This is a genomic window from Enterobacter sp. Lyrl_3 (assembly GCF_051948675.1).
In the GTDB taxonomy this organism is placed as follows: domain Bacteria; phylum Pseudomonadota; class Gammaproteobacteria; order Enterobacterales; family Enterobacteriaceae; genus Enterobacter; species Enterobacter cloacae.
The window spans coordinates 85,020-104,896 of sequence record NZ_JAYJLI010000011.1; the positions used below are offsets into that span (position 1 = coordinate 85,020).

General features: G+C 57.0%; 17 protein-coding genes. 4 read left to right on the plus strand and 13 right to left on the minus strand.

Annotated elements, in window-relative coordinates:
- Positions 1 to 11: 11 nt before the first annotated feature.
- From glgA to asd, 5 genes are all read right to left on the minus strand, one after another.
- Positions 12 to 1,445 (minus strand): glycogen synthase GlgA, encoded by a 1,434-nt coding sequence (glgA, locus tag VF709_RS18160; protein ID WP_013099109.1) that lies wholly within the window; start codon positions 1,443 to 1,445, stop codon positions 12 to 14.
- Complete coding sequence (gene glgC / locus VF709_RS18165) at positions 1,445 to 2,740, minus strand: glucose-1-phosphate adenylyltransferase (RefSeq protein WP_013099110.1); 1,296 nt, start codon at positions 2,738 to 2,740, stop codon at positions 1,445 to 1,447. Before glgC ends, glgA begins: the two co-directional genes overlap by 1 nt.
- A gap of 17 nt (positions 2,741 to 2,757) precedes the next feature.
- Positions 2,758 to 4,731 (minus strand): glycogen debranching protein GlgX, encoded by a 1,974-nt coding sequence (glgX, locus tag VF709_RS18170; RefSeq protein ID WP_440232122.1) that lies wholly within the window; start codon positions 4,729 to 4,731, stop codon positions 2,758 to 2,760.
- Positions 4,728 to 6,914 (minus strand): 1,4-alpha-glucan branching enzyme, encoded by a 2,187-nt coding sequence (gene glgB / locus VF709_RS18175; RefSeq protein WP_440232124.1) that lies wholly within the window; start codon positions 6,912 to 6,914, stop codon positions 4,728 to 4,730. Before glgB ends, glgX begins: the two co-directional genes overlap by 4 nt.
- 239 nt (positions 6,915 to 7,153) lie before the next feature.
- Complete coding sequence (asd, locus tag VF709_RS18180) at positions 7,154 to 8,257, minus strand: aspartate-semialdehyde dehydrogenase (RefSeq protein ID WP_029883894.1); 1,104 nt, start codon at positions 8,255 to 8,257, stop codon at positions 7,154 to 7,156.
- A gap of 177 nt (positions 8,258 to 8,434) precedes the next feature.
- Between asd and yhgN the strand changes: the two genes are divergently transcribed.
- Together yhgN and VF709_RS18190 are read left to right on the plus strand one after the other, a co-directional pair.
- The gene (yhgN, locus tag VF709_RS18185; protein ID WP_003861574.1) at positions 8,435 to 9,028 is read left to right on the plus strand and encodes an NAAT family transporter YhgN; all 594 of its coding nucleotides are present in this window, start codon (positions 8,435 to 8,437) and stop codon (positions 9,026 to 9,028) included.
- Between the two features lie 402 nt (positions 9,029 to 9,430).
- On the plus strand, positions 9,431 to 9,877 hold the full coding sequence (locus tag VF709_RS18190; RefSeq protein WP_038420756.1) for a hypothetical protein: 447 nt from the start codon (positions 9,431 to 9,433) through the stop codon (positions 9,875 to 9,877).
- Positions 9,878 to 10,030: 153 nt separating this feature from the next.
- On the opposite strand, the gene gntU is transcribed toward VF709_RS18190, so the two are convergent.
- From gntU to VF709_RS18215, 5 genes are all read right to left on the minus strand, one after another.
- Positions 10,031 to 11,371, minus strand: coding sequence for a gluconate transporter (gene gntU, locus VF709_RS18195; RefSeq protein ID WP_014833577.1), 1,341 nt, complete (start codon positions 11,369 to 11,371; stop codon positions 10,031 to 10,033).
- 3 nt (positions 11,372 to 11,374) lie between these two features.
- Positions 11,375 to 11,902 carry a gluconokinase gene (gene gntK / locus VF709_RS18200; RefSeq protein WP_038420757.1) on the minus strand — a complete coding sequence of 176 codons (528 nt, stop codon included), beginning with the start codon at positions 11,900 to 11,902 and terminating at the stop codon, positions 11,375 to 11,377.
- Positions 11,903 to 12,028: 126 nt separating this feature from the next.
- Positions 12,029 to 13,024: a gluconate operon transcriptional repressor GntR gene (gene gntR / locus VF709_RS18205; RefSeq protein ID WP_014833579.1), complete on the minus strand. Its 996-nt coding sequence runs from the start codon at positions 13,022 to 13,024 to the stop codon at positions 12,029 to 12,031.
- A 101-nt stretch (positions 13,025 to 13,125) separates the two neighbouring features.
- Positions 13,126 to 13,821 carry a pirin family protein gene (locus tag VF709_RS18210; RefSeq protein WP_000639796.1) on the minus strand — a complete coding sequence of 232 codons (696 nt, stop codon included), beginning with the start codon at positions 13,819 to 13,821 and terminating at the stop codon, positions 13,126 to 13,128.
- Positions 13,822 to 13,944: 123 nt separating this feature from the next.
- A complete protein-coding gene (locus VF709_RS18215; protein ID WP_038420758.1) occupies positions 13,945 to 14,982 on the minus strand; it encodes an oxidoreductase in 1,038 nt (345 codons plus the stop codon).
- A 309-nt stretch (positions 14,983 to 15,291) separates the two neighbouring features.
- Here VF709_RS18215 and yhhY point away from each other — a divergent pair, with 309 nt between their 5' ends.
- On the plus strand, positions 15,292 to 15,780 hold the full coding sequence (yhhY, locus tag VF709_RS18220) for an N-acetyltransferase (protein WP_149896852.1): 489 nt from the start codon (positions 15,292 to 15,294) through the stop codon (positions 15,778 to 15,780).
- Positions 15,781 to 15,834: 54 nt separating this feature from the next.
- On the opposite strand, the gene ggt is transcribed toward yhhY, so the two are convergent.
- Positions 15,835 to 17,580, minus strand: coding sequence for a gamma-glutamyltransferase (gene ggt / locus VF709_RS18225; protein WP_013099121.1), 1,746 nt, complete (start codon positions 17,578 to 17,580; stop codon positions 15,835 to 15,837).
- 122 nt (positions 17,581 to 17,702) lie between these two features.
- On the opposite strand from ggt, the gene VF709_RS18230 reads away from it, so the two are divergent.
- Positions 17,703 to 18,080 carry a DUF2756 family protein gene (locus tag VF709_RS18230; RefSeq protein ID WP_013099122.1) on the plus strand — a complete coding sequence of 126 codons (378 nt, stop codon included), beginning with the start codon at positions 17,703 to 17,705 and terminating at the stop codon, positions 18,078 to 18,080.
- Here VF709_RS18230 and ugpQ read toward each other — a convergent pair.
- Positions 18,064 to 18,810: a glycerophosphodiester phosphodiesterase gene (gene ugpQ, locus VF709_RS18235; RefSeq protein WP_040020745.1), complete on the minus strand. Its 747-nt coding sequence runs from the start codon at positions 18,808 to 18,810 to the stop codon at positions 18,064 to 18,066. The genes VF709_RS18230 and ugpQ overlap by 17 nt on opposite strands.
- A complete protein-coding gene (locus tag VF709_RS18240; protein ID WP_020687753.1) occupies positions 18,807 to 19,877 on the minus strand; it encodes a sn-glycerol-3-phosphate import ATP-binding protein UgpC in 1,071 nt (356 codons plus the stop codon). Before VF709_RS18240 ends, ugpQ begins: the two co-directional genes overlap by 4 nt.

A 19,877-nucleotide genomic window follows, 5' to 3' on the forward strand; every position in this document is an offset into this window, starting at 1 on the left:
ACTTCGCCTCGTTACATCAAGCGTTGATAGAGATCGCGGTATGACTGCGCCGCAACGTGCCAGCTAAAGTCCATGGACATCGCCTGACGTTGAACGTAACGCCACAGCGACGGACGGGACCACAAGACGAAAGCACGCCGAATCGCCCGAAGCAGCGACCAGGCATTACTGTCCTCAAAGACAAACCCGCTGGCGATACCGTCCGCCAGGTTTTCCAGTGAGCTGTCAGATACCGTATCCGCCAGCCCGCCCGTGCGTCGCACCAGCGGCAGGGTGCCGTACTTCAGGCCGTAGAGCTGCGTCAGGCCGCAAGGTTCGAAACGGCTCGGCACCAGAATGACGTCCGCGCCGCCCATGATCCGGTGCGAGAACGCTTCGTGATAGCCAATCTGCACGCCCACCTGCCCCGGGTGTTCCGCCGCTGCCGCCAGGAAGCCTTCCTGCAATACCGGGTCGCCCGCGCCGAGCAGCGCCAGCTGTCCGCCCTGCTCCAGCAGTCCCGGCAGGGCCTCCAGCACCAGGTCCAGCCCTTTCTGGCTGGTCAGACGGCTCACCACCGCAAACAGCGGCACTTTGTCGTTGACCTTCAGCCCCATCGCAATTTGTAACTGGCGTTTGTTTTCCGCTTTGTCTTCCACGGAATCACGGCCATAGCGGGCCGCGAGCAGCAGGTCGGTCTCCGGGTTCCAGATCTGTTCATCGACGCCGTTAAGGATCCCCGACAAACGCCCTTCACGATGGCGCTGACGGAGCAACCCTTCCAGGCCGTAGCCGAACTCCGGCTGCGTAATTTCACGGGCGTAGGTCGGGCTCACGGCCGTGATGTGGTCGGCATAGTAAAGCCCGGCCTTCAGGAACGAGATCTGCCCGTTAAACTCCAGCCCGTGCATGTTATAGAACGACCATGGCAGATCGATGTCATTCATGTGATGGGCGTAGTACATGCCCTGATACGCCAGGTTATGCACCGTAAAGACCGATTTCGCCGGATGGCCGCGCGCCGCCAGATATGCCGGAGCGAGCCCCGCGTGCCAGTCGTGTGCGTGCACAATGTCCGGGCGCCAGAACGGATCCAGCCCTACCGCCATTTCAGCCCCAACCCAGCCGAGCAGCGCAAAACGCAGCACGTTGTCGGTATAGGCAAACAGGTTCGTATCGTGATACGGGCTACCTGGTCGGTCATATAAGTGCGGCGCGTCAATCAGGTAGATGCCCACGCCATTGTAATGTCCATACAGCAGGGTGATGCGTCCGGCGAAGGTGTCACGGCGCGTCACCACCTTTGCATCGGGAATGCCGCGCCGGATATCCGGGAAGGCAGGCAGCAGGACTCGGGTATCTACTCCGCCAGCGATTTGCGCCGCGGGTAATGCACCAAGAACATCCGCCAGGCCGCCCGTTTTTAACAACGGGAACATCTCAGAACATACGTGTAAAACCTGCATCATCGCTCCTGTTTGATCTGCAGCTTCCGCAACATTTCCCGTGTGACTAACACGATCCCCTCTTCAGAACGGTAGAAGCGACGTGCATCTTCTTCCGCGTTTTCACCAATCACCATTCCTTCAGGAATGACGCAGGCACGGTCGATCACGCAGCGACGCAGACGACACGAACGCCCGACCCAGACATCCGGCAGCAGCACCGCCGAATCGATATTACAGAATGAGTTTATACGCACGCGCGGGAACAGCACCGACTGCACCACCACCGAGCCGGAGATAATGCACCCGCCAGAGACCAGCGAGTTCAGCGTCATGCCGTGGCTGCCGGAGCGGTCCTGAACGAATTTCGCTGGCGGCAGGGATTCCATATGGGTACGGATCGGCCAGTTCTGGTCGTACATATCCAGCTCAGGCGTGACGGAGGCCAGATCGAGGTTGGCTTTCCAGTACGCTTCCAGGGTTCCCACATCGCGCCAGTAAGGTTCCGCATTCGGATCTGACTGCACGCAGGACAGCGGGAAAGGATGTGCATAGGCCATGCCAGCTTTGGTAATTTTCGGAATGATGTCTTTACCGAAGTCGTGGCTGGAGTGTTCGTCTTTGTCGTCTTCTTCCAGCAGCTCATAAAGGTAATCTGCATCAAAGACATAGATCCCCATGCTGGCGAGCGATTTGGTGTCATCTCCCGGCATGGTTGGTGGGTTGGCCGGTTTTTCAACGAAGTCGATAATTTTATCGTCCGCGTCCACGTGCATCACGCCAAACGCCGTCGCCTCGGCAACGGGCACCGGCAGACACGCCACGGTGCAGCGCGCCCCTTTCTCGACGTGGTCGATGAGCATGTGGGAGTAGTCTTGCTTGTAGATGTGATCCCCGGCGAGGATCACGATGTACTCCGCGTTGTAGCGGCGAATAATATCGAGGTTCTGGGTCACCGCATCAGCGGTGCCGCGGTACCAGTTTTCACCGTGAACACGCTGCTGGGCAGGCAGGAGATCGACAAACTCATTCATCTCTTCGCTGAAGAATGACCAGCCGCGCTGAATATGCTGCACCAGGGTGTGCGACTGATACTGCGTAATGACGCCAATGCGGCGAATACCTGAGTTCAGGCAGTTGGACAGTGCAAAATCGATAATTCGGAACTTACCACCAAAGTGAACAGCCGGCTTGGCGCGCTTGATGGTCAAATCTTTAAGACGGGTTCCGCGCCCGCCAGCGAGGATCAGGGCAACCGTTTTTAAGGGGAGCTGGCGTGCCAACATTAAGGGATCGTTCTTCTCTAATCTAACCATGACTAACTCCTTTTTTATCATCTTTGGAATACGCACACTCCGTGCGCAGGCCCGTGCCAGACAGCCATTACTACCGGATTATCCGCTCCGGCAAAGGGGGGAACGGCGCGCCATTCCCCGTCAGGTAAAACAATCTCAGCGACGTCATCCGTCGCGTTCAGCGTAACCAGCCAGCGATCCGAAAGCAGGATCTGCAGGCGCGGTACGCCGTGTTGCCACTCTTGCGCGCTTAACGGTTGCGCGTCTTTATTCAGCCAGCGAACGTTGCCGTCGCCCTCCTCCCACCAGCGGTTGGCGGTGAGCGCGGGGATCTGCTGACGAAGGTGGATCAGCGCCGCGGTAAAGTGGATCAGGCCGCTGTTCGCTTCTCCCCAGTCGAGCCAGGTTAAGGTGTTGTCCTGGCAATAGGCGTTGTTGTTACCGTGCTGGCTGTGGCCATGTTCATCCCCTGCCAGCAGCATCGGCGTGCCCTGCGACAACAAAAGCGTCGTCAGCAGCGCATGCACGCTGGCGCGTCGCCGCTCAATAACATCCAGACTTCCGCCTAACCCTTCTATACCATGATTAAAGCTATGGTTATTGTTAGTGCCATCGCGATTCTCCTCGCCATTTGCCTCATTGTGTTTCTGATTGAAACAAACGCAGTCCCGGAGCGTAAAACCGTCATGCGCGGTCACCAGGTTGACGGTAGCAGACGGTCGTTTGCCATCACGTTTAAACAGATCGCTGGAAGCGGCAAAGCGTCCGGCGAACTCCCCCAGCGACAGGCTTCTCTCCAGCCAGAAGCGGCGTACGGCATCGCGATAGTGGTCGTTCCATTCAGCAAACAGCGGCGGGAAGTTCCCCACCTGGTAGCCGCCTTCACCAATGTCCCACGGCTCGGCAATCAGTTTCACCCGCGAGAGCACCGGGCAGTTTTTGATCGCCTCAAACAGCGGCGCCTGCTGGCTGAACCCCGGCGTGCGGCCCATCACCGGCGCCAGGTCAAAACGAAAACCGTCGACGTGGAACGTTTCCACCCAATATTTCAGGCATTCATACGCAAAATGCGTCACCGCCGGATGGCTGAGGTTGAGCGTGTTACCGCAACCGGTCCAGTTGTGGTAATCACCATCCTCTCTGATCCAATAATAGCTACGGTTATCAATTCCGCGCATGGAGAGCGTCGGACCGTCAAGATCGCTTTCCGCGCTGTGGTTCAGCACCACGTCCAGAATCACTTCGATACCGGCCGCATGAAGCGCTTTCACCGCATCACGAAACTCTTCCCGCGCCTTGTCCGGGTGGGCGGCGTAGCGGGGGTCGAGCGCAAACATCGCCAGCGGGTTGTAGCCCCAGTAGTTGCTCAGGCCCAGCCGCTGCAGGCGAGGCTCGCTGGCGAAATGGGCGATGGGCAACAACTCCAGCGCGGTGATCCCGAGATGTTTCAGATAGGCGATCATGGTCGGATGGCCGAGCGCCTTATAGGTGCCGCGCATCTCTTTGGGAATAGACGGATGGAGATAGGTCAGCCCTTTTACATGGGCCTCGTAAATCACGGTGTTGCCCCACGGCGTGCCCGGCGGGGCATCGTCTTCCCAGTCGTACCGATCGCCCACCACCACGCTTTTTGGGTCCACGTGGGCGCTGTCGCGGTGGTCGGGTTCCCCGTAGCCGACGTGGAAAATCGGGTCGTCTTTAAACTCGCCTTCCACGCGGTGGGCGCAGGGGTCAATCAGCAGCTTTGCCGGGTTAAACCAGTGCCCCTGAGCAGGCGCCCAGGGACCGTGAACGCGAAAACCGTAATGCATCCCTGGCCGCCCACCGGCCAGGTAACCGTGCCAGGTATCCCCGGTGCGCGCCGGTAAATCGTAACGATGTTCGTTACCTTCCCCATCAAACACACAGAGTTCGACCCGCTCCGCGTGAGCAGAAAAGAGGGTGAAATTCACACCCTTTCCGTCAAAGCTCGCCCCGAGCGGTTCGGGTTTACCTGCCGTAAGCTGCGTCATTCGCCCTCCCGCACCAGCCAGATGGTACCGAGCGGCGGCAGCGTCAGGCTCAGGGAGTTGGGGCGCCCGTGGCTTTCGATGGCATCACTCTGGACCAGTCCGCCATTACCGGCGTTACTGCCGTGGTAATGCATGGAATCGGTGTTGAGGATTTCGCGCCATTTACCGGCCTGATTAATGCCAAAGCGGTAATGATGACGTGGAACCGGCGTAAAGTTGCTGGCAACGATAATCTCGTTACCCGCTTTATCCCGGCGCACAAAGACAAATACCGAGCGCTCATGGCCGTCCACCACCAGCCACTCAAAACCGTACGGATCGAAGTCCAGCTCGTGCAGTGCTTTATGGTGGCGGTAGGTCAGGTTCAGATCGCGGACCAGCCGCTGCACGCCGTGGTGCCAGTTGTCAGCGCCCTCCAGCAGATGCCAGTCGAGGCTGGTATCGTGGTTCCACTCGCGCCCCTGGGCGAACTCGTTGCCCATAAACAGCAGTTTTTTGCCCGGGAAGGCGAACATCCAGCCGTAATAGGCGCGCAGGTTGGCAAACTTCTGCCACGCGTCGCCCGGCATGCGGTCGAGAATGGATTTTTTACCGTGCACCACTTCATCGTGCGACAGCGGCAGCATGAAGTTTTCGGTGTAGTTGTAGAGCAGCCCGAAGGTAAGCTTATCGTGATGATACTGACGATAAACCGGGTCGAGCTTCATGTAATCGAGCGTGTCGTGCATCCAGCCCAGGTTCCACTTGTACCAGAAGCCCAGGCCACCCATTGACGGCGGACGGGAAACGCCCGGGAAGTCGGTGGACTCTTCCGCCATCGTCACCGCGCCCTCAACCTGCTCGCCAATAATGCGGTTGGTGTTGCGCAGAAACTCAATCGCTTCCAGGTTCTCGCGACCGCCATACTCGTTCGGGATCCACTCGCCCTCTTTGCGGCTATAGTCGCGATAGATCATCGACGCCACCGCATCCACGCGCAGGGCATCAATGCCGAAACGCTCGATCCAGTAAAGCGCGTTCCCGACCAGGTAGTTCGCGACTTCACGACGACCGTAGTTGTAGATCAGCGTATTCCAGTCCTGGTGATAGCCTTCGCGCGGGTCGCTGTGCTCGTACAGTTTTGTGCCGTCGAACTCGGCCAGCGCAAAATCATCCGACGGGAAGTGGCCCGGCACCCAGTCAAGAATGACGTTCAGCCCGGCGGCGTGTGCGGCATCAACGAAATAGCGGAAGTCGTCGCGCGTGCCAAAGCGGCGCGTCGGTGCGTATAACCCGGTGGGCTGATAGCCCCAGCTTCCGTCGAACGGGTGCTCGTTAACCGGCAGCAGCTCCAGATGGGTAAAGCCCATCCATTTGGCGTAGGGTACCAACTGGTCAGCCAGCTCACGATAGCTCAGCCAGAAATTGTCATCGGTGTGGCGACGCCAGGAGCCGAGATGCACCTCATAAACGGAGATTGGCGCGTCGAAGCGGTTAGCCTGCTTGCGCTCTTCCGTCTGGACCACCTTCTCCGGCAGGCCGCAAATAAGCGAGGCAGTATTCGGGCGCAGCTCCGCTTCAAAGGCGTACGGGTCAGCTTTAATGCGCAGCTTGCCGTTGGCATCGATCATCTCAAATTTATAGAGCTGACCGTTATGCGCCCCGGGGATGAACAGCTCCCAGATGCCGGTTTCCCGACGCAGGCGCATGGGGTGACGACGACCGTCCCAGTAGTTGAACTGCCCGACGACGGAGACGCGCTGGGCGTTTGGCGCCCACACGGCAAACCGCGTGCCGGTAATACCATCCATGGTATCCGCATGGGCACCCAGCGTTTCATAAGGCCGCAGATGGGTGCCTTCGGACAGCAGCCAGGCATCCATCTCTTTTAAGAGCGGGCCAAAGCTATAGGGATCGTCAATCAGGTTTTGCTGACCGTGCCAGATGACGGCAAGCTGATAACGAAAGGGGTTTTTACGACGGGGCATGACGCCCGAGAAGAAGCCACGTGAGTCGAGGCATTCCAGATTACCCACCTTGCGGCCGGTTTTGGGTTCGATGACCCACACTTCTGTGGCATCCGGTAACAGCGCGCGAACTTCCAGCCCGGCCTCTGTACGGTGCATCCCTAGCACAGAAAAGGGGTCGGCAAAATGACCCGTAATAAGCGCATTAATCACGTCTCTCGAAATACGATCGGACATGGTATTCATCCTGTTTTTTTATGTCGCCCTTTTTATTCGCTCCGGGACGACTTTTAATGTGACCTAAACGGTGCAGCTCATCCTCTCTGCTCCGCCCTACCCTCAGGTGAGAAATAAATCTTCCTTAAAGCATAGCCAACGACGAGGTTCCTCCTGATAAAAAATAAGACATCTGCGTTTTACTCCATGTAGTACGCAAAAAAAGGGGGTGAAAATCACCCCCGGTAGTTAACAAATTATTACGCCAGCTGGCGCAGCATGCGGCGCAGCGGCTCTGCGGCACCCCACAGCAGCTGGTCACCCACGGTGAACGCGGAGAGGTACTCTGGCCCCATGTTCAGCTTGCGCAGACGGCCAACCGGCGTGGTCAGCGTGCCGGTGACGGCCGCAGGCGTCAATTCGCGCATGGTGATATCGCGATCGTTTGGCACCACTTTCGCCCACGGGTTGTGTGCGGCGAGCAGCTCTTCCACGGTCGGAATAGACACATCTTTTTTCAGTTTAATGGTGAAGGCCTGGCTGTGGCAGCGCAGCGCGCCGATACGCACGCACAGACCGTCAACCGGAATGGTGTTCGCGGTAGCGAGGATTTTGTTGGTCTCCGCCTGACCCTTCCACTCTTCACGGGTCTGGCCGTTATCCAGCTGTTTGTCGATCCACGGGATCAGGCCACCGGCCAGCGGTACGCCAAAGTTATCGACCGGCAGTTCGCCGCTGCGGGTCAGTTCGGTGACTTTACGCTCGATATCGAGGATCGCGGACGCCGGATTTGCCAGCTCGGTCGCAACGCTCTGGTGCAGCTGGCCCATCTGGGTCAGCAGTTCACGCATGTGACGCGCACCGCCGCCGGATGCGGCCTGGTAGGTCGCCACGGAGACCCACTCCACCAGGTCCTGCGCGAACAGGCCACCGAGGGACATCAGCATCAGGCTGACGGTACAGTTACCGCCGACAAAGGTTTTCACGCCGTTGTTCAGGCCGTCGGTGATCACGCCCTGGTTCACCGGGTCGAGGATGATGATGGCATCGTCTTTCATACGCAGCGAAGAGGCCGCGTCAATCCAGTAGCCCTGCCAGCCGCTTTCACGCAGCTTTGGATAGATTTCGTTGGTATAATCGCCGCCCTGGCAGGTCACAATAATGTCGAGTGCCTTCAGCGCTTCCAGATCGTAAGCATCCTGCAACGTCCCTGTGGTACCACCAAAGGACGGTGCAGCCTGGCCGAGCTGGGAAGTGGAGAAGAAGACCGGGCGGATAGCGTCGAAATCGCGCTCTTCAACCATGCGTTGCATGAGTACAGAGCCGACCATACCGCGCCAGCCGATAAAACCAACGTTTTTCATAGCATTTGTTTCCTGCAGAGGGTGTGTGCTGTTTGTGCAAGCCAGTATTGAACTGGGATATGCTTCACATTACAAAATGCTGCCAAAGTCGCAAGCGAAATTAATCGATGATTGCCCGGCAATCAGAAAAAGAGCTAATCATCCTAATAACCATAGAGAAATTCAGGGCTAATTTACATGAGTGAAATCATTTCTGCGGCGGTTTTATTGATCCTGATAATGGATCCACTGGGAAACCTGCCGATTTTCATGTCGGTGCTGAAGCACACCGAACCCAAGCGCCGCCGGGCGATCATGATCCGCGAGCTGCTCATCGCCCTGCTGGTGATGTTTATCTTCCTGTTTGCTGGCGAAAAAATTCTCGCTTTCCTGAATCTGCGTGCCGAAACGGTCTCCATTTCCGGCGGAATTATTCTGTTCCTGATTGCCATTAAGATGATTTTCCCGAGCGCGGAAGGCAGCAGCAGCGGCCTGCCTGCGGGTGAAGAGCCGTTTATCGTACCGCTGGCGATCCCGCTGGTCGCCGGGCCGACCATTCTGGCCACATTGATGCTACTGTCGCATCAGTATCCCAACCAGATGAGCCATCTGGTGATTGCTTTGCTGATTGCCTGGGGCGGAACGTTCATTATTCTGCTGCAGTCGTCGCTGTTCCTGCGCCTGCTGGGCGAAAAAGGGGTCAATGCGCTGGAACGCTTGATGGGGCTGATTCTGGTGATGATGGCGACGCAGATGTTCCTGGACGGGATCCGGGCGTGGATGAAGGGCTAGGTAAAAGCAAAACGGCAATCTTAGATTGCCGTTTTTAGTGGTTGCTCCCTCTCCCCGTGGGAGAGGGCCGGGGTGAGGGCATCAGGCCGCACTCCTCAAAAATAATATTTCGTTTTGCGAGCCGCCTTCCAGAGCCTCACTTGTCACCCCATCCCCAACGCAGTATCTTCTTGCCGCGCCTGCAAAATCAGGCGTCGGGATTAGCCTCCTGAACTTCCTCATCAGCAACACGAGTGTTATCGTGTCGCGCGCTTAGCTACACTCCAATGGTGGGCCGGGCAGGGGCGTCGCAAGACGCGCCGGTAGCTGATGAGGCCGGTAAGGCTAACCCTGTCTGGTTCCACCACCCGTGAGATTAGCCTCTCCAGTGGTGGATATACATTACGCATCAGAGGCGGTCTTATGACTACTATCCTTAGCTTTTCTCACTCCTTATTCACCACACCGTTCGATCACACCACCGACTTCACCGAGCTGGCAGACAACTGCGCGCGGTTTGTCGACGTGCTGGTTGAATGTGACGATCCAACTCAGAAGATGGCGCTGTGTGGACGACTTTCCGCCTGCCTCACCCTGCTTCAGCCCACGCTGCTTGAACCTGTACCAGAATATTTAAAAGCCAGCCTGACGGTGGATGACCTGCCGTTGGACGTGCCGGTATTCGAACCAGAAGTTGATCAGTTAGGGCGATATTGCCAGCTGTTAACGCAAATGCTGTTAGCGCATTCGCTGTCAGAAAGCGATGAGAGAGTGGCGGGAGATCTGTTGCAGGAGTTGGTGCGATTTTACAGCGATACGCTAAAAGCGCCGCGCTGGCTGCGCACAACGGAAGGCACAGTACTGCTGTAAAAAAGCCGGGTGGCGCTTGCGCTTACCCGGCCTACGGGAACTGAGTTTTTTGTAGGTCGGGTAAGGCGAAGCCGCCACCCGACAAAATAAGATCTCTGCGGCCTGATGCCCTCACCCCAACCCTCTCCCACAGGGAGAGGGAGAAAACCGGGGTTAGCTCAGCAGCGTAAACGCAATCATCCCGACAATCGCACCCGTAGTGCCGAGGATAGTTTCCATCAGCGTCCAGGTTTTCAGGGTTTGCGCTTCGGTCGCACCGGTAAATTTACCGAACAGCCAGAAGCCCGCATCGTTCACGTGCGACACCACAATCGAACCACCCGCGATACAGATAGACAGAGCCGCCATCTGCGCACCGGAATAGTTCAGCTGTTCAATCACCGGCATCACCAGGCCAACAGCCGTTAAACAGGCAACGGTCGCGGAGCCCTGAATGATACGCACCGCCGCCGCCAGCACAAAGCAGGTGACCGCGATGGGCAGTCCCATTCCGGTCAGCGCTTCACCCAGCGCCGGACCGACGCCTGAATCCACCAGCACCTGCTTGAACACGCCACCCGCACCGATCACCAGCAGGATAATGCCCGCTGGCTGCAGCGCAGCACCGCAGATTTCCATCACGCGGTCTTTCGGCATCCCCTGACGCATCGCCAGGCCATAAATCGCCACCAGACACGCCACCAGAATTGCCGTGAACGGGTGACCGATAAATTCGAACCATTCGTACGCGGTAGAGCCCACCGGTACAAAGCGCGCGGCAATGGTTTTCAAACCCACCAGCACCAGCGGCAGCAGGATCAGAGACAGGCTGAAGCCGAAGGACGGCATTTTACCTTCGCCCAGGTGCGGCTCGGTAATATCATCAGGAATATGCAGTTCAACGTAGCGGCTGATGAAGTTGCCCCACAGCGGACCGGCGATAATCATTCCCGGGATTGCCGCGCACAGGCCAATCAGGATCATCCAGCCAAAGTCGGCGTGCATCTGGGAAGCCAGCAGCATCGGCGCAGGCCCCGGCAGCAGAAACGCCGCCGCCGCGGCCACACCCGCAAACAGCGGAATAACCAGCTTCACAAGGTTAGTACCGGTATGGCGCGCCATGGAGAACGCTACGCTAATCAGCAACACCACGGCCACTTCAAAGAACAACGGCAGCGCGCAGATCAGACCGGCCAGCCCAATCGCATAGTGTGCACGACTGTGACCAAACGATTTCAGCATCTTGACGGCAATCTGGTCGACCGCGCCCGTCTCATGCAGGATCTTGCCAAACATCGCGCCCAGCGCGACCACAATAGCCAGGAAGCCCAGTGTGCCCCCCATCCCTTTTTCCATCGTCGCAGCGATCTTGTCGAGCGGCATACCGGAAAAGAGACCTGCACCAATAGAAACCACCATCAAAGCAACAAAAGCATGCATACGCGCTTTCATCACTAAAAACAGCAGCAGCAATACCGAACCCACTGCTGTCAAAACTAGCGTTAATGTACTCAAAACTTACTGCCTTTTATTAATGACCTCGATGGTGCTGGCAACAACACCCTCCAGTGACTGATCGATATCAACCACTAAGACGTCTTTTTCATCTTCACCTGGCTCCTGCAGCGCTTCGAACTGTGTGACCAGCATCTGGGTTTTGAAGAAGTGGCCTTTGCGCGCCTTGAGACGGCTTTCGATGACGTCGAAATCGCCTTTCAGGTAGATGAAAGAGAGGTTCGGGTTGCCGTCACGCAGCAGATCGCGGTAGGTTTTTTTCAGCGCAGAGCAGACGATCAGGGAAACTTTATTGGTGCGCTGCATGGCAAACGCGGCATCGTTCAGCGCCTGTAACCACGGTTTACGGTCGTCGTCGTTCAGCGGCTCGCCGGAGGCCATCTTCATGATGTTGCTGCGCGGATGGAGGAAGTCGCCATCAAGAAACGCCGCATTAAGTTGATGCGCCACTTCGCTTGCCACGGCAGATTTACCGCTACCGGAAACGCCCATCAGGACGTAAACGTGGTGATCATGATTAGTCGTGCTCAAAGGGTGTCCCTCAGTCAATTGTTACGGGTAACAGTTATCGGTAACATTGTCCTGCCGGGGCAAAAGAGAAGCAATATCCAAACGTGCGCGATGTGAATAAGTGTGAGCTACTTCAAATTTGTCGGATTAAATAGATCCACCCGGTGACAAGGTGAAACCTAAATCTAACATTTTTGGCGTAACCGCTTCACCGCGAATGCGCGCCAGCAGGCGTTCTGCGCCAATGCGGCCCATGCGTTCACGCGGTGTCAGGACGCTCGCCAGACGCGGCTCCATCACCTGGCCGATGTCATGGCCGTGGAAACCGGCTATCGCCATATCATCGGGGATCTTCAGCCCCAGACGCTGGCATTCGAACGCTGCACCGACCGCAAGGTCATCGTTGGTACAGAAAATACCGTCCAGTTGTGGATACTCGCGCCGTGCCTGCCGCATCAGCTCAATACCCGACGTATAGGAAGAGGACTGCTCCACCATCACGCTGTACGGGGTTAAATTTGCGTCAAGCATCGCCTGCTCGTATCCCTTCTGTTTGATGATAGTACGTTCATCAAGACGCGCACCCAGGTAGGCGATATGACGATGACCGCGCGCGATGATCGCCGCCGTCATCTGCCGCGCCGCTTCGAAGTTGTCAAAACCCACGGCAATATCAAGGCACGGCGACTGGCTGTCCATCAGTTCCACCACCGGGATCCCGGCCACTTCGATCATCTTCAGCGTACGGGGGGTGTGAGTACGTTCAGTTAAAATCAGGCCATCGATGTTCCAGGAAAGCATCGATTCAAGACGTTCTTCTTCCAGTTCCGGTTTGTAGCCGTAGTGTGCCAGCATGGTCTGGTAACCAAACGCATCCGTGACGCTTTCAATACCGCGCAACACTTCGGCAAAGACCTGGTTGGTTAAAGAAGGCAGGAGGACGCCCACCGCACGACTGGTAGCATTGGAGAGAATATCGGGTGCGCGGTTAGGGATATAACCCAGTTCATCGAGAGCAGCGGCAATCTTGCCACGCAACGCTACGGAAACCTGTTCCGGGTTACGTAAAAAACGGCTGACCGTCATTTTGGTCACACCAACACGATCGGCGACATCCTGAAGTACGGGGCGTTTCTTTTTCATCGTCCTGAGAAATCTTGAAGAGAGAGATTTGCTCAGTTTATCACGGACAAAGCCCATCCTTCCCCTGTCAAAGGGAAGGATGGGCATTTATTTATGATTTATTACACCGGTGGCAGATCAAACAGCAGAATTTCACTTTCGCTGTCGGCATGCACGGAGAGCGCTTGCTCATCCCAGATGGCCAGACCATCTGCCGTTGTCGCTTTGGTGCCGTTGATGGACACTTCACCTTTCACCACCTGGATCCAGACGCGGCGGTTCGCGGCGATCTGGTGTACAGACTGTTCGTCTTTCGCCAGCGCCCAGCGGTACAGTTCCATATCCTGATGCACTTTTAGCGAACCTTCACGCGCATCCGGGGAGAGCACCAGCTGTTTGCCCTGTTTGGCGTCGAAGCGGCGCTGCTCGTAGCGCGGCGTGATGCCGGTTTCTTCTGGAATGATCCAGATTTGATACAGGTGCAGTTTTTCCGTTTTGCTCGGGTTGTACTCCGAGTGACGAACACCGGTACCCGCACTCATGATCTGGAACTCGCCCGCCGGAACCTGCTCTTTGTTGCCCATGCTGTCCTGGTGCTCAACCGCCCCTTCCAGCACATAGGTCAGGATTTCCATGTCTTTATGCGGGTGGGTACCGAAGCCCTGGCCTGCATCAATCACGTCATCGTTAATCACGCGCAGTGCAGAGAAGCCCATGAAGTTCGGGTCGTAGTAGTCGGCAAACGAGAATGAATGCCATGAGTCCAGCCAGCCATGATTCGCGTGACCACGTTCGTTTGCTTTGCGTAAGTAGATCATTGTTTTCACCCTCAGTTCGTTTCGATGAAGTAAGTGTGGACGCAAACCGCCTGGGATCATAGAGGGTGAAAATTGACTCCTCTGTTCAAAAATTATGAACAAGTGCAGAGGAGCCATTTTTGCTTATTTCGCAAGGGTTACCGTGGCAGGAGAAGCCTGTTCGAAGGCCCGTTCGAGGATTTCGAGGTTGGTCAGAACGTCAGATTCCTTGACGTAATTCCCCACGCCGCGGGTCAGGGTTGCATGCAGCGCGTCGTAGACGCGACCATAGTCGCCGGTTTCAGGCGTCAGCTCTTCTCTGACCGTCACACCTTCTGCGTTCACATACTCCAGTACGCCAACCGAATCATCCGCCGCAAAGCCCGGTTCACCCGGCATGATATTGGCCTTCAGGCTGGTCTCCTGCTGATCGATACCGTACTTGATAAACGAACCTTTCGTGCCGTGAACGATAAATTTCGGGTAGTCGATTTTCACCAGATGGCTGGTTTTAACGATGGCTTTCAGGTCGCCGTAGAACAGCTGCGCTTCAAAAGTATCGTCCGGGTTGGCTTTATTACGCAGGCTGCGAATGTCATACGCCACGTGGTCCGGGCGGCCAAACAGGGAGATGATTTGGTCCATGGTATGGACGCCAAGACCGTAGAAGGAACCGTCCTGCGGCAGGCCGGGCTTGGTCTCCGCCACTGGGCGGTAATAGTCAAAATGGCTTTCCATTTCGACGATGTCGCCAAGCTTGCCGCTCTCAATCGCCTTTTTCGCCGTCAGGAAGCAGCTGTCGAAGCGACGGTTCTGATACGGCGTGACGGTCAGCCCTTTGCTTTTCGCCAGTGCGAAGAGTGTTTTCGCTTCAGCGATGGTCGGGGTGAAGGGTTTTTCTACCAGCACGTTTTTACCCGCCTCGAGCGCGCGTTTCGCATAGTCGAAATGGCTGTCGGCATGGGTACAGACGATGACCAGTTTAACCTGCGGGTCGCCCAGGACTTCATTGAGATCGCTGGTGAAATGAATATGGGAATACTGCGGAGACTGCTCTTCCGGCTTCGCGCTGCGGCGGTAGATATGCGCCACATGCCAGCTGTCTTTACGGTTGAGAACATACGGAAGGTGATAGCGGGTCGTACTTTTACCAAATCCAATAAATGCGCAATGTAAGGTCATAGCTCAGTCCTTTTGGAAGGTTACTGGGTTTTACCATAGCGCATGTTTTGCCCTCACCCCAGCCCTCTCCCACGGGGAGAGGGCGAAAAAGGACAAAAAAAAGCCAGCTAAAAGCTGGCTAAAGTAATACTGGAAGCAATGTGAGCAATGTCGTGCTTTCAGGTTCCCGTAGTGGTCTTCCTGAATGCAGAGCAATAATAATCATTCTCATTCGCACTTGTCCAATACTTTTTGCAAAAAATAGCGGTTGACTCAAATTTCAAAGTCACTGATGTTGGAAAGGATGTTTAACTGACTGAGGAATAAGGAATGAGTGAGATAGTGATACGCCATGCGGAACCGAAAGATTATGACGCCATTCGTCAGATCCACGCCCAGCCGGAGGTGTACCACAACACGCTACAGGTTCCTCATCCCTCTGAGCAGATGTGGCAAGAGCGGCTATCCGACCAGCCGGGCATTAAACAGCTGGTCGCATGTATCGACGGCACCGTTGCCGGACACCTGTGCATCGCCGTTGCGCGACGCCCGCGCCGCAGCCATGTGGCTGATTTTGGGATTTGTGTAGGCGCGCAGTGGCAAAACCGGGGCGTTGCCAGCGCACTGATGCGCACCATGATTGATATGTGCGATAACTGGCTGCGCGTTGACCGCATTGAGCTGACGGTGTTTGTCGATAACGAGCCGGCGATTGCGGTGTACAAAAAACACGGATTTGAGATTGAAGGCACAGGCAAGCGTTATGCCCTGCGCAACGGCGAGTATGTGGATGCGTATTATATGGCGCGAATGAAGTAGTTTGTTGCCCTCACCCTAACCCTCTCCCACCGGGAGAGGGAATTACACAACAGATTAATACCCCGCCGTTAAATCATCCACCGACCGCGGGTCTGACGCGCCAAACAGCGCCCCGTCCGGCCCCACCATAATGCTCTGGGTGCTGCCCATCGCCTCTTTCACCGCTACCTTCTGTCCGCGCTGCTCCAGTAGTTTGAGGGTGTCCGGGCTAAAGCCCTTCTCGACGCGCAGTTCATCCGGCAGCCACTGATGATGGAAGCGTGGGGCGTTGGTCGCCTCCGCCACGTTCATACCAAAATCGATACTGTTCACCACCATCTGCAGCACGGTGGTGATAATTCGGCTGCCGCCGGGGCTGCCGGTTACCAGCCAGGTTTTGCCGTCTTTCACCACAATGGTTGGTGACATCGACGACAGCGGACGTTTCTTCGGCCCCACCGCGTTGGCATCCCCACCGACCAGCCCGTAGACGTTCGGTACGCCCGGTTTGGCAGAGAAGTCATCCATCTCGTTGTTCAGCAGAATGCCGCTGTTGCCCGCCACAATCCCGGTTCCAAAGGTGGTATTGAGCGTATAGGTAACCGCCACCGCGTTACCGTCTTTATCCACCACCGAGAAGTGGGTGGTCTGGTTACTTTCATACGGTGCCAGCTTGCCGGGGCGGATCTCGCTCGACGGCTTAGCCTTATTGATGTCGATCTGATCGGCAATGGATTTGGCATACGCTTTGTTGGTCAGCGCCTGCCACGGCACCTTCACAAAGTCCGGGTCGCCAAGGTATTCCGAGCGGTCGGCATAGGCGCGTTTTTCCGCCTCGGCCATCACCTGCATGGCATCGGCACTGCCGAAGCCAAACTTGTGCATATCGAAGTTTTCCAGAATATTGAGGATCTGCACGATGTGGATCCCGCCGGAGGACGGCGGCGGCATGGAGAAGACCTCATACCCACGATAGGTGCCGCTAATTGGCTCGCGCTCCACCGCCTTATACTCCGCCAGATCCGCTTTAGTGATGAGCCCGCCGTTCTTTTGCATCTCTTCGGCAATCTGGTCGGCAATCGCCCCTTTGTAGAAGGCGTCCGGGCCATGCTCCGCAATCAGCTCCAGGCTTTTGGCAAGGTTCTTCTGCACCAGCTTATCGCCCTTCTTCAGCGGCTCTCCGTCTTTCCAGAAGATCGCCTTGCTGTTTTCATGGTTCGGAATGACTTCGCTGCCGTAGGTTTTAAGGTCATCGGCCAGGGCGTCGTTCACCACAAAGCCGTCGCGTGCCAGCTTAATGGCAGGCTGGACCACTTTGTTCAGCGGCATCGTGCCGTATTTTTCCAGCGCCAGCGAGAAGCCTGCGACGGTGCCCGGCGTGCCGGACGCAAGGTGCGAGGTCAGCGATTTTTTACTGTCCGGATTGCCCTGATCGTCAAGGAACATATCGCGGGAGGCCTGAGCTGGCGCCATTTCGCGGAAGTCGATAGCCGTCGTCTTCCCGTCTTTGGTGCGCAGCATCATAAAGCCGCCGCCGCCGAGATTCCCCGCCTGCGGGTGTGTTACCGCCAGCGCATAGCCGACCGCCACCGCGGCATCCACCGCATTACCGCCCTGTTTGAGAATATCGACGCCCACTTTCGTTGCCAGCGCATCCACCGAGGCCACCATCCCGTGCGTGGCCCGCACGGGATGAAACACATCTTCCTCCACGCCATAAGAGACCGGAGGAGCCGCAGGCGGGTTAGCCGCCACGCTAAATGTACCGCCTGCCATCAGCGCAGCGATGGCGACCCAGCGCAAAAGGGTTGGTTTCATCATTATTGTTCTCCAGGTGAAGGGAGCCATATTCCCCGCTTAAGCCTGGTTCACAACTCCTAAAAAATCATCGTCATGGTGAATTCGGGGTAAACTTAAGAGAAACCTCAAAGAAGGAGAAGATCATGAAACGCTTCCTGATCCTTACGGCGTTGCTCCCGTTTGCCGCACTTGCACAGCCACTCAATACGATGAATAACCCTAACCAGCCGGGCTATGTCATTCCGAGCCAGCAGCGTATGCAGACGGAGATGATGAGTCAGCAGCAACAGCAAAAAGGGATGCTGAACCAGCAGTTGAACACGCAGACCCGAATGCAGCAGCAGAGCCTGCAAAATCAGATGAACACTAACACCCAGCGCGTGCAGCAGGGGCAGATGCGCGAGCAACCGCTGCCGAATAAAAACGGCGGGATGCTGGGAGGGATGAGTTCGTCAGGCAGCGGACAGCAGCATATGCTGCCGTCGCAGTCGAATGGCAGTATGCTTAATCCGCAGAACTAAAGTCCGGACCGATCAGGTCAATCGCATCGGTACAGATGCTGTCCACACCCCAGCGCAGCAGCTCAGCCGCACGCTGGGGTTTGTTGACGGTATACACCAGAATATGCAGCCCTGCCGCTTTCAGCATCTTAACCCTCGCCTCATCCAGCAGCTTATGATTGAGATGGATCGACACGCACGCTAAGCGGGTGGTCAGCTCACGCCAGTCCTCGCGCCACTCGTCCAGCAGCAGCCCGCGCGGCAGCTCCGGCACCGCAGCCTGTGCCGCTTCAAGGGCATCAATTTCAAATGACGACAGCAGCGGTGGCGTCATGCCTTCCCACAGCTCGCGCGCGGCCAGCGCAATCACGTTGCCCGTGAGCGGCCCGGTACCGGTCGTCGGTTTGATTTCGATGTTGGCCATCATCCCGTGTTGACGACAACGGTCGGCCACTTCCGCCAGCAGCGGCAACGGTTCGCCTTTGTACTCGCCGCTGAACCAGCTTCCGGCATCCACCTTCAGCAGATCGCGCCACGGCAGTTCCCCCGCCACGCCCCAGCCGTTGCTGGTGCGTTCGAGATCGTCATCATGCAGCAGGAAAATTTCGCCGTCTTTCGACAGCTTGGCGTCGAACTCAATCATCGTGTGGCCGTAGCGTGCGCCAACATCAATTGCCGCCAGGGTATTTTCCGGCGCCAGTTTACCGCCGCCACGGTGGGCGACGATGTGGGGATAAGGCCAGTTGCTCATACTCGTTGTCCTGTTTCACCGTCAAATAAGTGCAGGTGATTTTCCGGCAGATGCAGCCACAGCGTGCTGCCTGCTTTCGGGCGTTCCTGATGCGGCAGACGCACCACCATTTTTTGCTCGCCCCAGCGTCCATGCGCCAGGTTATCTGCACCCAACATCTCCAGCGTGTCCATCACCAACGGCACGCCGCCGTCCGCCTGAGAGGTTAAACCAATATGCTCCGGGCGAATACCGAGCGTCATCTTACGCCCGGCGTAGCCACGATAGTACCAGTTGATGGGCAATGCCATCCCGCTTTCCAGCTCAAAGTGGGTGCCCGCGCTGCTGATCCGCCCTTCCAGCAGGTTCATTGCCGGGCTGCCGATAAAGCTCGCCACAAAGCGGCTGGCCGGTTTTTCGTACACCTCCACCGGCGTGCCAATCTGCTCGGCAACGCCTTTGTTCATCACCATCACCCGCTGGGCAAGGGTCATGGCTTCGACCTGATCGTGCGTCACGTACAGGGAGGTGGTTTTAAGACGGCGATGCAGTTGCTGCAGCTCCAGACGCATCTGCACGCGCAGCTTGGCGTCAAGGTTAGAGAGCGGTTCATCGAACAGGAACACCGCCGGATCGCGCACGATGGCACGCCCCATCGCCACGCGCTGGCGCTGGCCGCCGGAGAGCTCGCGCGGACGGCGCTTAAGCAGGCCATCCAGCTCCAGAATGCGCGCCGCCTCTTTCACCCGCTCCTCGATATGCCCCTTGCCCATGCCGCGGATTTTCAGCCCCCAGGCCATGTTCTCTTCCACGCTCATGTGCGGATAGAGGGCGTAGTTCTGGAACACCATCGCGATGCCGCGATCTTTGGGCTCCATCTCGGTCACGCGCTGGCGGTCAATCCAGATATCGCCGGAGGAGACGCGCTCAAGCCCGGCCACCATGCGCAGCAGCGTGGATTTGCCGCAACCGGACGGGCCGACCATCACGATGAACTCCCCGTCCGCCACGTCGAGGGTGAGCGGCTGAATCACCTGGGTTTTGCCATCCCAGCTTTTGGTCACTGCCTGAAGTTTTAAACCTGCCAT

Coding starts and splice junctions, on each gene's coding strand:
- glgA (WP_013099109.1), bottom strand. CDS start 1,445: ATGCAGGTTTTACACGTATGTTCTGAGATGTTCCCGTTGTTAAAAACG.
- glgC (WP_013099110.1), bottom strand. CDS start 2,740: ATGGTTAGATTAGAGAAGAACGATCCCTTAATGTTGGCACGCCAGCTC.
- glgX (WP_440232122.1), bottom strand. CDS start 4,731: ATGACGCAGCTTACGGCAGGTAAACCCGAACCGCTCGGGGCGAGCTTT.
- glgB (WP_440232124.1), bottom strand. CDS start 6,914: ATGTCCGATCGTATTTCGAGAGACGTGATTAATGCGCTTATTACGGGT.
- asd (WP_029883894.1), bottom strand. CDS start 8,257: ATGAAAAACGTTGGTTTTATCGGCTGGCGCGGTATGGTCGGCTCTGTA.
- yhgN (WP_003861574.1), top strand. CDS start 8,435: ATGAGTGAAATCATTTCTGCGGCGGTTTTATTGATCCTGATAATGGAT.
- VF709_RS18190 (WP_038420756.1), top strand. CDS start 9,431: ATGACTACTATCCTTAGCTTTTCTCACTCCTTATTCACCACACCGTTC.
- gntR (WP_014833579.1), bottom strand. CDS start 13,024: ATGAAAAAGAAACGCCCCGTACTTCAGGATGTCGCCGATCGTGTTGGT.
- VF709_RS18210 (WP_000639796.1), bottom strand. CDS start 13,821: ATGATCTACTTACGCAAAGCAAACGAACGTGGTCACGCGAATCATGGC.
- VF709_RS18215 (WP_038420758.1), bottom strand. CDS start 14,982: ATGACCTTACATTGCGCATTTATTGGATTTGGTAAAAGTACGACCCGC.
- yhhY (WP_149896852.1), top strand. CDS start 15,292: ATGAGTGAGATAGTGATACGCCATGCGGAACCGAAAGATTATGACGCC.
- ggt (WP_013099121.1), bottom strand. CDS start 17,580: ATGATGAAACCAACCCTTTTGCGCTGGGTCGCCATCGCTGCGCTGATG.
- VF709_RS18230 (WP_013099122.1), top strand. CDS start 17,703: ATGAAACGCTTCCTGATCCTTACGGCGTTGCTCCCGTTTGCCGCACTT.
- ugpQ (WP_040020745.1), bottom strand. CDS start 18,810: ATGAGCAACTGGCCTTATCCCCACATCGTCGCCCACCGTGGCGGCGGT.
- VF709_RS18240 (WP_020687753.1), bottom strand. CDS start 19,877: ATGGCAGGTTTAAAACTTCAGGCAGTGACCAAAAGCTGGGATGGCAAA.